10 protein-coding genes and 2 pseudogenes are annotated in these 15,248 nt (G+C 43.9%); 5 read left to right on the top strand and 7 right to left on the bottom strand.

Annotation, left to right across the window (positions count from 1 at the left end; translation table 11 throughout):
- Positions 1-296 (bottom strand): annotated as a pseudogene (locus tag F6J94_RS17200) (50S ribosomal protein L3); the annotation flags it as partial.
- Between the two features lie 656 nt (positions 297-952).
- Positions 953-3,154, bottom strand: a complete 2,202-nt coding sequence (locus F6J94_RS17195; protein ID WP_293042584.1) for a cation:proton antiporter — start codon at positions 3,152-3,154, stop codon at positions 953-955.
- Positions 3,155-3,350: 196 nt separating this feature from the next.
- On the opposite strand from F6J94_RS17195, the gene F6J94_RS17190 reads away from it, so the two are divergent.
- Complete coding sequence (locus F6J94_RS17190) at positions 3,351-3,572, top strand: hypothetical protein (RefSeq protein WP_293042579.1); 222 nt, start codon at positions 3,351-3,353, stop codon at positions 3,570-3,572.
- Between the two features lie 100 nt (positions 3,573-3,672).
- Here the strand turns inward: F6J94_RS17190 and F6J94_RS17185 are convergent, their stop codons facing one another.
- Both F6J94_RS17185 and F6J94_RS17180 read right to left on the bottom strand, forming a co-directional pair.
- Entirely contained in the window at positions 3,673-5,490 is a 1,818-nt protein-coding gene (locus F6J94_RS17185; protein ID WP_293042570.1) for a hypothetical protein, read from the bottom strand.
- Positions 5,436-6,311 carry a hypothetical protein gene (locus F6J94_RS17180; RefSeq protein ID WP_293042565.1) on the bottom strand — a complete coding sequence of 292 codons (876 nt, stop codon included), beginning with the start codon at positions 6,309-6,311 and terminating at the stop codon, positions 5,436-5,438. Before F6J94_RS17180 ends, F6J94_RS17185 begins: the two co-directional genes overlap by 55 nt.
- Positions 6,312-6,818: 507 nt before the next feature.
- Between F6J94_RS17180 and F6J94_RS17175 the strand changes: the two genes are divergently transcribed.
- Complete coding sequence (locus tag F6J94_RS17175) at positions 6,819-7,685, top strand: pentapeptide repeat-containing protein (protein ID WP_293042560.1); 867 nt, start codon at positions 6,819-6,821, stop codon at positions 7,683-7,685.
- A gap of 353 nt (positions 7,686-8,038) precedes the next feature.
- Here F6J94_RS17175 and F6J94_RS17170 read toward each other — a convergent pair whose 3' ends face one another.
- Entirely contained in the window at positions 8,039-10,873 is a 2,835-nt protein-coding gene (locus tag F6J94_RS17170; RefSeq protein WP_293042553.1) for a TIGR03960 family B12-binding radical SAM protein, read from the bottom strand.
- 248 nt (positions 10,874-11,121) lie between these two features.
- Complete coding sequence (locus tag F6J94_RS17165; RefSeq protein WP_293020909.1) at positions 11,122-11,454, bottom strand: STAS domain-containing protein; 333 nt, start codon at positions 11,452-11,454, stop codon at positions 11,122-11,124.
- A 731-nt stretch (positions 11,455-12,185) separates the two neighbouring features.
- Between F6J94_RS17165 and F6J94_RS17160 the strand changes: the two genes are divergently transcribed.
- Positions 12,186-12,380 (top strand): hypothetical protein, encoded by a 195-nt coding sequence (locus F6J94_RS17160; protein ID WP_071102195.1) that lies wholly within the window; start codon positions 12,186-12,188, stop codon positions 12,378-12,380.
- 240 nt (positions 12,381-12,620) lie between these two features.
- Here F6J94_RS17160 and F6J94_RS17155 read toward each other — a convergent pair whose 3' ends face one another.
- On the bottom strand, positions 12,621-13,016 hold the full coding sequence (locus F6J94_RS17155) for a hypothetical protein (RefSeq protein ID WP_293042548.1): 396 nt from the start codon (positions 13,014-13,016) through the stop codon (positions 12,621-12,623).
- Between the two features lie 646 nt (positions 13,017-13,662).
- Here F6J94_RS17155 and F6J94_RS17150 point away from each other — a divergent pair.
- Together F6J94_RS17150 and F6J94_RS17145 are read left to right on the top strand one after the other, a co-directional pair.
- Entirely contained in the window at positions 13,663-14,007 is a 345-nt protein-coding gene (locus F6J94_RS17150; protein WP_293020911.1) for a hypothetical protein, read from the top strand.
- A gap of 131 nt (positions 14,008-14,138) precedes the next feature.
- Positions 14,139-15,248, top strand: a pseudogene (locus F6J94_RS17145) (hypothetical protein); the annotation flags it as partial.

The raw sequence follows: 15,248 nt of genomic DNA, 5'->3' as shown, positions 1-15,248 counted from the left end.
TTTTGAACTGGGTCAGCCAGTTCAAACTTACTGCTATCATCCACGCGGTACTCACGTAGGTGGCGTAAGGGTGGGGCGCTGGACTTAGCCAAGTGTCCTATTTCAGGCTTAGTAATTGCCTTAGGCTTGACTTGGTCATAACCAATTTGAATGGCATTGTAGCCATCTGTCTGGTTGGTTTTTATTTGGGTCACAGTACATGGCCCTGCTTGGACGATGGTTACAGGAATCGCTCTTCCTTCATCATCGAACACTTGGGTCATACCGAGTTTGGTACCGAGGATACCGACAGACACGGGTTTCTCCTTTGTAGACATTGCAGCAGTCTGGCAGCAGGGATATTCACAAACCTGAATTCCCTTTGTGCCACAAACCTGGTCATTATAAACCTGGTCACTATTTATAGTGGATAAACCTCTCCTCAAAAAATAAGCAGAGAGCCCACTTTTATCTAGCTCGGCATGAGGGTCGAGCTAGATTATCCTTCAATTGCGTTTACTGGTCAGAAAAGGCTATTAAACTCGCCTGACTTCGCTGGGACTTAAGTTGCTAATAACTCAGTATCCCTTGATCCACGAAAGTGTAAGCACTTATTGACCTAAAGCAGACCCAAGAACTGATGGGACTTGTTTATACCTAACTGTCTTTGACCTACTTTAGCCCTGATGCCAAACAAACGCCTGGTATGCTGTCTATATTATCTTGCCTCGAACCTACTTCTCAGCCTAAAGCACACCCAGAACACCAGTTGCTGAGGAAGCAACTGTCATAATGTCACTATTGTATAGTATATAGTATTTTGCTAAGGGTGTCTAGTTAGTTTGAGAATTAGTTTGAGAAAAATTTGCTTGCTGTATGGATTTATGTGAAATCGGGGGATTCGGCTCTCGAAGGATGCGTTCGCGTAGCGTAGCCCTTCGGGCTAATCGCATCGTCTCGCGCACCAGATCATTCAGTCCTCATCCCATTCCCCAGACAACAACACACAATCCCCCACCTGCAATACTCCAGCTTCATCCACCGGATTATACAGTTTCCCTTGTCTACGCAACGCCTGAACTATGACATTGTATTGATTCTGGAGATCAATTGGCTTCATACCCACCAAACTTGAATTCTCTACCAAAGTTACCCAATGCTTAGATCCCTCACTAAGGAAACTGCGACTTTCGATCCAGTCTCTAAACGCTGCTAATTCTTCCGGTTCCCCAACAACTAGCAATCGATCCCCTGAACGCAACGTCATCTTACCTTGTGGGTAGTGGACTATATCATTACCTTGTTGAATTGTCAAAACTGTTACCCCAGTCACGTTACGGATATCTGCTGCTGCCAGAGTTACCCAATCTAGACGGGAAGTTTGACTCAAAGTCACCCACTCACTGTGGAGTTCTTGGGCAACATCAGTGATGTCTTGCTGCTTTGAATAGGTAGCTTGTTCAGGTCGTACACTCAAATAGCGGTCTTGGTGAATCCGATTGATGACCGACTGAATCATCCCTGGGGTTTCTCCCAATGCTACTAGCACATGGGCTCCCATTTCCAATGCTGCCTCAAATTCTGGTTGCACTACTTCCCGCGCCCCTAACTGGGTAAGTAGGTCAATTTCGCTATTTTTGTGAGAACGAGCCACAATATCCAGTCCTGGGGCAAACTTGAGGGCACGTTTGAGCAACAAGCGGGTACTGCCAGGATCGGGCAGAGCAATGGCTAGGGCTTTAGCTTTTTCTAGATGGGCTTTTTCTAACACCAGTTCCGAGTGAGCATCCCCAAACATATAGGGAATTTTTTCATGTCTTAATCGTTGAATAGCAGCTTCGCTATTTTCAATCACTAGTACCTGATGCCCTTGATTGCGCAGGATGTTGACCAGTACTCGCCCCACTCGTCCATAGCCAGCCACTACCACATGATTACAAATCGTTTCTGGAATTGACAAAGCTTTAGTGCCCTGAAACTGACGCAGGTAGTTTTTCAGAAACGGCAGATTTACCAGGTGGTCTGCTATTCGGGGAGACCATCTCAGCCACATGGGTGTCAGGACTAGGGTAATGGCTGTGGTTCCCACCAGGAGTAGATACTGATCCCTAGTGATAAATCCTAACTCAAAGCCAACCACTGCTAATACAAAGGAAAATTCTCCAATTTGATTGAGACCAAAACTAGCAATAAAAGCAGTTTTAAAGGAATAGCCAAATTTCAGTACAATCGGTAGGATAATGGCTGCTTTGCCCCCCATGACTAACATCACTAAACCGATGATTATGCCGAAGTTTTCGAGCAGCACTTCCGGCTCAATGAGCATTCCTATGGATGCAAAAAATAAACATACAAACGTATCTTTAAGGGGAATTATTTTGGCAACTGCTTGGTCAGCATAATCAATTTCAGCCATCATTAAGCCTGCCACAAATGCTCCCATTTCAACGGATAGACCAAGTCCAGCAGTAATCAAAGCAATCCCTAAACACAGGGCAATTACTGTGATCAGAAATAGCTCACTGTTTTCAGTGCGGGCAATATATTTAATGAGATGGGGAACTATCCAGCGACCGGCGGCTAGAGCAGCAGCTAGAAACACCAAAGCTTTGAGTAAAGCAACAACTAAAGCTGAGCCAATATCTGAGGGCTGCTGAAGGGCGGGGATGACGGCTAACATCAGACCTAAACTAAGGTCTTGAGCAATCAAAATTGCCAGCATCACTTGACCATGAATGGTATTGGTTTCTCCTCTCTCCATCAGAGTTTTAAGAACTACTGAGGTGGAGGAAAGGGAGATGATGAATCCGAGCATTATTCCCGGAGTAAATCCGTCAACCCAACCAAGTCCATTGGCTAAAACTGCAACTAGGGTAATAGTGAGACTAATTTGCAGTAAACTACCTTTCAGGACAATATCTTTAAATCGTTTAAGCTGGGATAGAGAAAATTCTACCCCATAGGTGAATAACAAAAAAACAATCCCAATTTCAGCTAGGGATTTGACTTGTTCTAATTCGCCTACGAGTTTAAGACCAAACGGACCAACCAATAAACCACTGGCTAAATAGCCTAAAAGTACAGGTTGACGTAGCCGATTGGCAAGGTAGCCTCCCAGAGCAGAAGCCCCTAGAACTGTGGTTAGATCCAGAATTAAATTGTGTCCTGAGGCCATGATTAGGAATGGGTAATCGGTAATTGGTCACAGGCTTCATACCTGGAGGTTTTCCCTTGTGCCCTGATTTTTTTGTAACCTACCCACTTGAACTAAGCAACTTGGGGATCAAGGAGTTGGTAACGAAGGCTCAAAGTACTCTACCCACCTGATAATTTTTTCAGTTATCTTATGACGGTAGAGATTTCCAAGAACTATGGCTTTAGAACAGTGTAACGTTTGTGGCTCTTTAACCAGCACCAACGATGAAATTTGCCTCAGTTGTGGTTATCCAGCTAAAGGTCGGCCAAAGTTAGTTTTTTTCAAGTGGACTGCTATCGGTGTTGCTGTAGTATTTGCTCTGTTTCTCGTACTAGGGGTCATTAACAGAGTTGAGCAACACCTCAACTCTCAACCTTCGACACAGATAGACCGGTAAGATAGACCGGTAAGATAGCGTTGGGTTATCCGTGTATCTGTGTATAAGGGAAGCCGTGCCAGCGCGCAGCAGACACAGCAAGCAGCAGACACAGATGCACTTAGTTAGAAGTTGGGGGAGTAATCAGACCATTAGCTGCACCAAATAGATTGATGGGATTTTTGCCATCGGTAATCAAAACACTCTGGATACCAAGTGCTTCTAGAAGTCTTGCCTGCATTTCCGGACCTGCTTGTGCGATCGCTTGAATGGTTTGAGGACCAATTGCTTCTACTTTCTGTCGGTATTCTTCACTCTTAATGTGAGCCATACGCTCAGCTTTGGCAATCTCTAGGTTATTCAAACTCTGTTGATGGGCTAATTCAGCTTCCTGACGTGCTTTGAGTTGAGCTAACTCCATTTCATTGCGAATCCGAGCCGCCTCGGCGTCTTGCTGAGCCAAGTTAACTGCTAATTGTCCTTGAATCTGAGCCGCTTCAGCCTTAGCTCTTGCTTCTGCTGTTGCCTGACCTGTAGACTCAATGGCTATATTTTCTGCTTGTAATTCTAGAAGTTTTTTGCGTTCTGCTTCTGCTGCACTTTGATCCAAAATTACTTGCCTTTCCAACCTGGCTTTCGCTTCTTGCTCAATCCGTTCCGCATCTTGGCGTGCAGCAGCTTCTTGAGCATCAGTGGTAATTTGAATCGCTAGCTGCACTGACTTTTGCAAGCTCCTTAAGGTTTCTTCATCCACTGGCTCCACTGACTGAATGTCAATATTGGTAATTACTAGGTTATTGGCTCGGAAACGAAATTCATCTCGAATATGACCTTCTTCATCAGTGCCAAACACCGCCAGTCGGATAATCCGGGCTGAATTGCGGTGAAATTCATCAAATTTTTCCCCTGCTACAGCACCCCGCACTCGGGATGCGATCGCTTTACAAGTATCTCCCACAAAATCAGGTACTTGAAACAGTCTGGCTGCAGTTTGTTCATCGTGTCTGTCCACATCAAAGTACCAGTTATAGGACAGCTGTAGCTGCAATCTGGTATGGTCTGCTGTCTCTACGGTAAAGATATCGGTCATAAAATCAGGACCGAGTAATAAGGCTAAGGATTTGATGACATTAGGTCGTTTGGGCTTGCTACCTGATAAAGAAAGTACCGTAAAGGCTTCATCTGGTTCGAGCATCACCAAGTCCGGTCCAAATACAGTTCTGGCAGTTCTGTTTTTATAGTCATGGAGCTGCACAGCAGCATTTTGAGGAATATGAAACACAACTGCTCTAGTCTTATCCCGTTGGGATAGACGTTGGCGCACTCCTGATTTTCCCTCCGACTGATCGCCCCCAGCTAAAGAATGCTGACCACGTCCAGACAATGGGTCGATTTTTTGCATCAACAGTTCCTCAACTACCGATGGCAGTTCTTTTTCCCAAAGCTTCTCATAGGGAGTGAGCATATAAGCCTGAGGACCACCGACCAGCTTGAGTTCACCAGTCTGAATATTACGCACATAGATACCTTCATTCTTATCGAGGGGAATGGCTTGACGCTTCTCAACCACTTCCACTTCCACACGGGGAATATAATCTTGTGGCCCAGCAATCATCCATAAATCCCCTGGTTGATGAGTAATGACCTGGTCACCTTCTCCCTCATTAAAAGCTTCTTTGGCTCGAAGCAACAGTGCTTCCAGCTCACTGAGAACATAGATGTTTTGGATACCATTCTCCAAGGACTCACCGGGATGCAAGAAAAATGATGTTCTCCCCTGGCGAATCTCTCGCATACCCAGCTGAGGTTTACCAGACTCATCAATGGGGTCAACCACAATACACCATTCGTGATCGCTCAGGGTAGTAATCGTGACTTCTCCCACTACATCTTCATAAACATCGGGAATATGAATTTCTGCATCTTCAAAGGTGACCAACCATTCATCTCCAGCTTTACGCTGACGACCAAAATATCAGTAAAGGTGCGTTTAGCTTTGAGATGTAATGCTTTTTGTTCTGTCAAAATGTAAGCATTAATAATGCCAATTACTTCTTCATCTACACCAGGTAAATAGGCTCCTTCTTCTCTAACGAGCCATTCTTCACCTGCTCTACGTCTATTCCTTTGACGATCGGTGCAATTTTGCCGTGCTAACAGGTGTAAGGCTTGGTTAGGTTTAATCACCTCAGCTGTTACTGTCTCAACTACTTCCACCTCCACTCGGGGAATATAGGTTCCAGGTCCTTCAAATAGCCATTCATCACCTGCTAAACGGTTAATTGTTTCAGTCTGGGTTTCTCCATCAAGTATTCTCGTAACGGTATCGGTAAAATCCCGAATTGCTCTCAGACGCAGTGCTTGATTGGTCTCGACTACTGCCAGTTGGGTGACATCCCCTACTAGTTTCTCGTTTGGATAAAGGGGAAACGGATCTTGCGCGAAACGAATTTCCAGATCACCGTAGCGCAGTCGAATTTGACCATGCTGATCAGCAATGGGTTGACCGTCTTCATCCCGGAGTAACGGATTAGCAACCACACAATAATACCGAGGCGGCACAATAATCATCGGTTCAGGTTTTAAGATCAGCCGCTCGTGATCGCGAAGGGTAATGGTTTGAGGACCAACCTCCAGTCGGGTAACACCGGTGTTGTTGTCTAGCACATGAATAAACTGTTGAGGTTTGATGCGAATAACTTCACTAGTTGTCCTAGGCACTTCCATTTTATTCTCTGTTTTACGCTCAGTTGTAGTCATAGTCTTGGTCTAATCGAACTGGATTATTAAGTTGCCTTTATAGGTCGTAAGTAGTCAGACACAATTAAAGCAGAATTTTTTTACAAGGTAACTTCGGATCAGGAAATTTCACGATTCATGTAGGATTACTATAGTTCATGGTTTATCCCTAAAGCCTAATCAACAATCAACTATTTTGTAACCTGACAGCAAATTAACTCCCTATAAAACTAACCTAACCTTTATTTTTCTGTTCTGCTAAAATAACCAAAACTCGTTATGACTACGTCAAGTTTATGGAGTTGGGAGCAATTTCATCTGCTGATCGGCACATTAAGGATAAAGGATCAGGGATGAGGGATTAAGAATTAAGGATTAGGCACCCTTAGATTAGGCTTGATACCATTAAGTACTAACAACTATTAACCATTAATCATTAACCCAACCCATGAAAATACTAATAAAATTTTTTTTTACGATATAATCAGGATGATTACTATCTAATATTAAACAAATAAGGGGCATACTATGAATCGTGATGAATTCCTAAAACGCTACGAAGCCGGTGAAAGAGATTTTTCTGGTATTAATTTTAAAAAGGCTAACTTGAAAAGTACTAACCTCAAGGGTGTTTGTCTAAATTATGCTGACTTGAGTAATGCTGATTTAGAGGAAGCTAGTTGGGATGATGTGGATCTAAGTCATGCTAACTTGAGGAATGTTTACCTATATGAAACCACTATCGAAAATTCCAACCTCACTAAGGCTAACTTGAGTCATCTAGTAGCATCTGAATCAACCTTGGAAAACTGCGACTTTAGTGGTACTGATCTGAGCTATGCTGATTTATCTGTAATCTATATGGCTGGTAGTAAGCTCACGGATGCCAATTTTACTTATGCTACCTTATGTGACGTTTACCTAGGTGATTCTGACCTGAGCAATGCTAACCTCAGTTATGCCCGTATGCTAGGGGTTGATGGCTGGAAAAAAGCTGACCTTAGTAGTATAAATTTTACTAAAGCTATCTATACGTCATGCACTGAGTTTCCGACTGGATTTAACCCATCAAAAGCAGGAGCAATCTTTATTTGTGCAGAGGCTGACTTAAGCGGTTTAGACTTGAAAAATATCAACCTTGGTTATGAGGAAATGTCTGGCGCTAACCTTAGTCATGCTAATTTGAGTGGTGCAAGACTGTATAATAGTGACTTGAGGGGCGCAAACCTAAGTTATGCCAATTTAGAAGGTGTTGACTTTCATGATGCTGATTTGAGTGAGGCTAATTTTAGCCATGCTAATCTTAAAAAGGCTAAATTAGCTAAGGCTGAATTAAATGATGCTATTTTCTGTAACACTATTATGCCTAATGGTAGGATTAGAAATAATAAGTAATTGTTAGCTAGATCAATTTAGCTCAGTGAGAATATAATTCTTGGTAATTGGTAATGTGTAATGGCTAATGGCTAATTTTGGTTACTCCCGTACCATTGGCTTTCCTTATCAAAGCAGTGGTTTTCTTTTGATTATACCATTCCTTGAAGCAGCAACTCCTCTCCCGGCAGCGTTGCTTAATAATGGAATGATTTGAAGACTTTTGTGGAATGGGCATCTTGCCCGTTCCTGACGGTGCGACCCGTGGCGAATTTAATTCTTAATGGGTCAAGCGCACCGGATCTTTTTGGGCAGGCAGGATGCCCACCCCACTCATATTCATCCGAAGATTCAGCAATGCCACACCAAATTTCTCAATTGCGCAGAATCAACCGTTGCCGATGAACATGCAACAAACGAAACTCCTGCTGCGCCACCTGATCCAACATATAAATAATATGCTCTGGTCGCAACATGGTGCCATCATTCAAACAACTCCCCACATACTGCAAAACTACCCCAGACTCTGCAACCTCCTCTTCACCATCTTTGGGTTTTTGGGGTTCCATCACCTCGAACTCAAATAAGCGATCGCATAAATTCACCCACTGCTTCTTACCCGACTTCGTAAACCGCTCCCACCAAATTTCCTTACTACCCTTAATTGCTTCAATCCAACCCTGCCACTCTTCCCAAGACACCGATGACATTGCCTCAACTCGAATCAAATACTCAGCCTTTTCCAACAGCTGAGTTCCAGCAGGTTCCTTCAAATCCACTGCTTCAACCCCATACACCGGAATCTCTATAGGCAACTCAGACACCAGCCTTTCCCTAAACTCCTCAACTGGCATTTTCTCAGTTAACTCAAACTCCACAATCTCCCCACTACTAGACGCTCCCAAGGGCAATGCATTAGCAATCATAATCCGAGCATTAGCCCGAAACCCCCCACTATAGCGAATTGGTAGTGACGCCCGTCTTACTGCTCTCTCAAACAGACTTGCCAAATCCAGATGACCCAACAAGGTCATATCCCCCAACTTTCCAAACCAAACCCGCAGCCGCTGATCCTTATTAGTATTGGGTTTAAAGTGACCAGCAAATTGCGGAATCTGCGGCGGGTCAATCACTACATTATGACCAAAATCAATCCCACACACACCACAGTGAGAACACCCATCAAAGGAACAATCCGGTACCGTTGCTGCATCTAAGGCCTTTTGTAAATCTTCCTTGAGCCAATTCTTATCAATTCCCGTATCAATATGATCCCAAGGCAAGGGAGCATCAAGGGCGTTAAGGGTTGAAGGTTGAAGGGTTGAAGGTTGAAGGGTTGAAGGTTGAAGGGTTGAAGGTTGAAGGGTTGAAGGTTGTTCGCGTAGCGTGGCCTTTTGGCCAAGGTTAGACGGTTGTTCGCGTAGCGTGGCCTTTTGGCCAAGGTTAGTTGGTTGTAGGTTAGCTGGTTGTAGGTTAGCTGGTTGATCTGAACTTTCAACCTTCAACCTTCCAACTTGCAACTCTTCTACACCCGCCATCACGTTCCATTCGCCATTTTCTACTTGGCGATATTTCCAGGTTAGACCTGATGAAGCGATCGCATTTTCCCAAGCAGCAAATGCCCGATCCAAGCTTTCCATCCAGGCATCCATCCCTGCCCCCAATTCCCAAGCACGGCGCACCACCGCACTTAAGCGTCTGTCACCCCGTCCCACGAAATCTTCCATGGCCGAAATCCGAACATCGGTGTAATTAACCTTCACCCCCCTGATCTGACCAAATACTTGTTTGAGCAATTCCTGCTTGCGTTTAAACTCCGAAGTCGATACGGAATGCCACTGGAATGGGGTGTGAGGTTTTGGGGTAAAATTAGAAACAGTTATGTTAAACTTAAGGGTTTTCCTCCCTTTGGCACGGCACTCCTGCTGCAACCAACGCACCGTTTCCGCAATCCCCAACACATCCGCATCCGTTTCACCGGGCAAACCAATCATAAAATAGAGCTTGACTTTCTCCCAGCCTTGCTCAAATGCCGTCTTTACTCCCCTGAGCAGTTCTTCATTAGTCAGTCCCTTATTCACAATATCCCGCATCCGCTGAGTTCCTGCTTCTGGGGCAAAGGTCAAGCCACTCTGGCGATTTCCCCCTAGGATATTGGCAATATTTTCATCAAAGCGGTCTACCCGCTGACTCGGTAGGGACAAGGAAATATTCTGATCCTTAAGACGATTTTTGATTTCCATCCCCACCGCTGGTAGAGCCAGGTAATCGGAACAACTCAGGGATAGAAGGGAAAACTCGTTATACCCTGTAGCACGCATCCCTTCTTCAATAGCTTCCACCACTTTTTCTGGTGCCACATCCCGCGCTGGTCGAGTCAGCATCCCAGGTTGGCAGAACCGACAACCGCGAGTACAGCCCCGCCGCACTTCGATCTTGAGTCGGTCATGAACCGTTTGGATATAGGGTACTAGTCCAATAGCATAGGCAGGCATCGGTGTAGCCACACGCCGCAAAATCCGCTTCGGCACATCAGGGCGGTTGGGTTTAACTGAGCCATCCTCAGTCATATCATAGAATTGGGGGACATACACCCCTGGTATCTGAGCCAAATCCAGGAGTAACGCTTCTCGACTTAAGCCAGCTGCTTTGCCCTCTTCGATTACTAAGCCAATCTCTGGCAACAATTCTTCCCCATCGCCAAGATCAACAAAATCTAAGAAATCAGCATAGGGTTCAGGATTCGATGTCGCCGTTTGTCCACCTGCAAAAATTAGGGGGATTTCCGATATATCAAACTCAGCACGGTCTTTCCAGGTAAGAGGAATTCCTGCCAAATCCAACATTTCCAAGATGTTGGTTGCCCCTAATTCATAGCTAAGGCTAAAGCCAATAATATCAAAATCTGTCAGAGGTCGCCGATTCTCGACAGCAAACAGAGGAGTTTGAGTGGAACGTAATTTAGCTGCCAAGTCTGGCGCTGGTAGATAGGCGCGATCGCATAACTGCCTAGGTTGACAATTCAATATATTGTAGAGGATGATATGGCCTAAGTTAGAAGCGCCCACTTCATAGATTTCTGGATAAGTCAATACCCAGCGTACCTCAGCTTCTTCCCAAGGTTTATGGACTGCTCCCAACTCGTTACCTAAGTAACGGGCTGGTCTGTTGATGTCTGGTGTTAGTATTTCCTCTACAGTGATTCCCATAGAAACTTTATTACTGCTTTCAATGCAGTTAGCCCTGATCCACCATTCATTTTATCAGTACTCAGGGTAGAGATCGGGTTGGGTGAAGTTGGATGAAGTGAGGGAGATAAGAACCACCAGACTTCTTGACTGGTATTTCCCTATCTCCTCCCATCATCATCGCTGTAAGCACTTAATCTTCCTTAGATTTCCTATTATTTTGCTGCACTCAGAGCCATTGAGTTAGCTTCCCAACCTACTCCAACCCCCTAGAGGGCTGTAGCAAAAGCCTCATGGCTCTCAAAAATCTCAAACACCCCATCTAATTTAGTTAGCTCCAGCATAATGCGAATTGAAGGAGCTACGGAGCAAAGACCAAAGCGCCTCTCTAGACTTCTTGCTAGCTTCAGGGCATGAATTAAGGCCATTAAGCCAGCACTGTCGAGAGACTCTAACTTATGCATATCAACCAACAAAGCCGAATCCTCAGCAGCCACCACAGCTTCTGTCAACTGACTTTTAAACTCAATTGCATTAGAAGCGTTAATATGACCGGAAGGTTGAATAATTCTTAATTTTGCACTCAGGGTCGCCTGTGTCATGAGCAGAATCCTCACTTGGTCAAATCCAATAAAATTTTCTAGAGAATATATTGAAGATAGTATGGAATTTTGCTAATTCCATACCACTTCTGAGATACTTTGCCGAATCTTTACAGATGGCTAATGGTTTTTGAAATCTTCATAAAACTTACCATCAACAAAATGTATCATATATTACTTTTTTCAAGTTAAGTAATTTATTTATTTTTCATTTCCGATGGTCTAAGTGGCTAAGAGCATCGCTCATTTCATGCCTATAAGTAGGGATTAAATTTTTATAATTTTTGTTACATTCACTAAATAGAGCTGCCCTGACATAGAAATATAAGACTTTTTTTATAGGCTTGAGCCAAATGTTTAGCTTTAGATAAGTATAACGTTAACTAGGGTGTAGAGGCAAGTAGTACTAAGCAGTATGTCCTTATAACTGCCTTAGGTGCGCGCCTCCAAGGGCGAGTAAATCGCCCTTGGGTCGCACCTTTGGGCAAAGCCGACGCTACGGGAACGGGTCGCACCTAAACTTCAATACCTCTAACCCTTGAAACGGCATAGCTTCTTACGTTCAGGTTAAGCTTTATGAGTTAAGTCCAAAAGGCTTATAATATGTATTTAAGAGAGTACAAATCCACCTTATCAGTGATTTAGATCACATACCAATAAGATAAAGATCACTATAGTGGCTAGTAACTTCAGAAGACAATAAATTTATATGGAATTGTGGGTAAGTAATTGTGAAAACTACCTTTGTTATTCGTCAACTAGTAGAAAAAGCCCTCTATATTAGGCAGTTGACTCCTGATATAGAGAATGCAATTAACTACGAACTAACTCAAACGGGTTACATCTCTGATGTGGATTACGAAGCACTGGAATTATTAATGTCTGAGATGGATGCTGGTCGCGTACAGCTAGTTCCGAGTCACTAGAAAAAGTGGTTATAAACTAAGGCTAGACCAGCTCGGAGGCTTGGTAACTACTCCATGACTTTTAGCCATGACTTTTAGCCATGACTTTCAGGGTTGGGGCAAGCTCTGACAGCTACATGTGGCAAAACCCCTACAACTGTAGTTTACTCTCCTAAGGGGTCTGACTTGCTACTGCTTGAGTCGTGATCAGATCACCATGGAGTTGGCAAAGTCCTATGACCGATTAACCATTAACAAAACTTAAAACTTGTCTGGATAAGCTTGCCAAACTGCACAGATAAAATAACTTAGTTGCTGGCGAGCATCAGGGTCACTTTCTACATTGACATCAGGGTCATCTAACCGAACCAAGAGGGGAATTACTTCAGTGTCTAAGGCTAGTCGTAATAAACTCGCTGGCCAAAGTAAATCCGGTCCAGAGCGTAGGTCGTAAAGAGTAAGCTGTTCAGGGGGTTTCACTGGCACAGGCTCTTGACTATGCAAGGTGACGAATATCATAGAACGCACCCAACACATTTGTCGCGATGACACAAATTCGATAACTTCAGCGTATAAACGAGTATTGTCATGCTCTAAGCAAATAATCTGATGAGGCTGGAACTCGTAAACCAAACTGCTTGATACGTCTTTATTCACCAGGCATCAGTTCCTAAATTGAGTCATTGCGATATAATATACTGTTCATATTACCAGTTTGGTTAACGGTGCTATTAGACCCAGATTTGGCATGACTGCAAGTCAGAGGCTGTCTCACGTAAGAAACAAAGGTTTCGTCTCCGGGATGAAGCGGCATAGCAGTTTTAACCCCAGTCAAGTATAATAGATATAGGTTGAAATTGGCCAAGGCACTCTTAGCTCCGGAGAAAACGGCTAGGCCAGTAGGTTAGTATCGGCGAGTGATACGTAAATCGGAGCAATGTTGAAGAATCAAGAATCAAGAATCAAGAATTCAGAAATACCAATTCTCAATTCTCAATTCTCAATTCTTAATTCTCAATGGGGTCGTCCGGGAATTGACTCGGTTGTAGAAGCTACGGGTTTCCGTAGAGTAAGCAGACCTAGAGGTTCAGCCCTTAACCCTTAGGCTCAATTAATTGGGAGTCTAAGGGCGTTAGTTAGCTAGGGGTACTGAAAACCAACGCGCCTGTTGCCTGGGCGAAAGCCCCCGTGCTATGCCTGGCGGCAGGCTACGCCAACAGCCCGGGGTAAGCTTACTGCTTATCTTTGCTATGATGTATTAATTCAAATCGGTCTCAATAGATTGAATAGCATAGCATAGATTATGAAAGTCCAAGTATCCGTCGTCTTTACCAATCCCGTGGATTTCGTTAATTTTTCTCATCAGGCACTGCCTCGATTTTGCGTGGATCTACCTTTTAAACCTCGCGCTATCCCAGTTGAAGAACTGTTGCCCAACATCCCTATGATTAATAGCAATTTAGACGATTGGACAACAGACCTGCCCTTCGAGCAAATAGAATACAAGGAAGAAGGAGCAGAGGAATATGCCAAAATGGTAGTAGTAGTGGGAATCCCACAGGATGATATGCCCTTGTTTGAAGATGTAGTTAAGTCCTATGGGGGAAAGGTTATGCCATCAGAGGGGTTGGATGTAATGGACATGTAGTCGAAACCCCATGTCTTACCGATAACCTGGCTTGTAGGTCATAGAAATTCCTTGTTAATCTTGATCCAAAATTTAAGACTATCACAAAATATGTTTGAAGGAAAAATAGTCTGGAATACACAAGGAATGAAATGACCTCTAAGCAGGATAAACCTGAGGTGGCTAAAATCCTCGAACCATTCAAACCCGCATTGGCGGAACATCTGATCAACCCTGATGTTATCTTAGACGAGGTACTGGCATGGACTGGCTCTCAGCCTTTTTTGACCCAGAAGCTTTGTCAAGTTATCCTTGACTTTAAATCTCCCATCCCTGTTGGTGAGGAAGCTCTTAAAGTCGAAGAACTCGTCAAAACTCACTTCGTTGAAAATTGGGAAACTCAGGAAGCCGCTGAACTTCTGCAAGATATTCGTAGTTTCTTGCTCGAAGAACAATTCCTGCGGCTGTATCAGAAAATTTTGCAGGGAGCCATGATGGCAAATGACAGTTGGGAACAAAAAGTGTTGCTCAACTCCGGTGTGGTGATTAACCAGGGGGGAAATTTAAAAGTTTCTAACCGTATTTATGAGGCTGTTTTTAATCTCAACTGGGTAGCTCAAGAGTTAGCACAGTTGACCAGTACAGACTATTGGTTGGCATCTGAGCTGACGACAGATGCTACTGATCAAGCCATCGCCATGGCTTTTCCTAACCTATCAATCACCCCAGTTACTCAACACCAAGATCTAACAACTGACGAGCCCAAACACCCAGATCTGACAACTGACGAGCCCAACCAATCAACTGTAGTACCTTTAGAGCCAGACCAAGCCACAACCTCGGCTACCCCATCAACTAGCAGAATCCCATCACCCATTAGTTTTTGGGGTGGCTTGATCGCCTTGTTTCTAGTCATTACCTTTGGTGTATTTCAGTGTACTAGTGCTAGAAGAGCAGACGATCAACTAAAAAACCTTGTTCCTCAGGACATATGCAGACGCCAATTTATTACCAGAAAAGAACAAATAGAGCAACTTAGAAAGATAAAGAGTCAAAATAAGGCTTTTCCCAAGCTATGTCAGTCAATGTTAGATCAATTGCAGTTTTCCTATGCTATAGAAGAGCTCGCTAGTCAAGGTGAATTCAAGCAAGCTACGATAAATCTTTGTCAAGTATCAGAGCGTTACTACCAGTTTAAACAAAAATCTCTTCCACGTTTTTTCCGTCGATGGGATAGGAGTAATGAGAGATCGGAAGAATGT

The sequence above is a fragment of the Moorena sp. SIO1F2 genome, from assembly GCF_010672755.1.
GTDB lineage: Bacteria > Cyanobacteriota > Cyanobacteriia > Cyanobacteriales > Coleofasciculaceae > Moorena.
Note: the sequence above shows the minus strand (reverse complement) of the source record. Positions and strands in the feature narration are given on the sequence as shown.

What these genes read in the sequence shown, in the direction of transcription:
- F6J94_RS17150 (WP_293020911.1), top strand. Translation starts at nt 13,663, where the DNA reads ATGAAAGTCCAAGTATCCGTCGTCTTTACCAATCCCGTGGATTTCGTT.
- F6J94_RS17195 (WP_293042584.1), bottom strand. Translation starts at nt 3,154, where the DNA reads ATGGCCTCAGGACACAATTTAATTCTGGATCTAACCACAGTTCTAGGG.
- F6J94_RS17190 (WP_293042579.1), top strand. Translation starts at nt 3,351, where the DNA reads ATGGCTTTAGAACAGTGTAACGTTTGTGGCTCTTTAACCAGCACCAAC.
- F6J94_RS17180 (WP_293042565.1), bottom strand. Translation starts at nt 6,311, where the DNA reads ATGACTACAACTGAGCGTAAAACAGAGAATAAAATGGAAGTGCCTAGG.
- F6J94_RS17175 (WP_293042560.1), top strand. Translation starts at nt 6,819, where the DNA reads ATGAATCGTGATGAATTCCTAAAACGCTACGAAGCCGGTGAAAGAGAT.
- F6J94_RS17170 (WP_293042553.1), bottom strand. Translation starts at nt 10,873, where the DNA reads ATGGGAATCACTGTAGAGGAAATACTAACACCAGACATCAACAGACCA.
- F6J94_RS17165 (WP_293020909.1), bottom strand. Translation starts at nt 11,454, where the DNA reads ATGACACAGGCGACCCTGAGTGCAAAATTAAGAATTATTCAACCTTCC.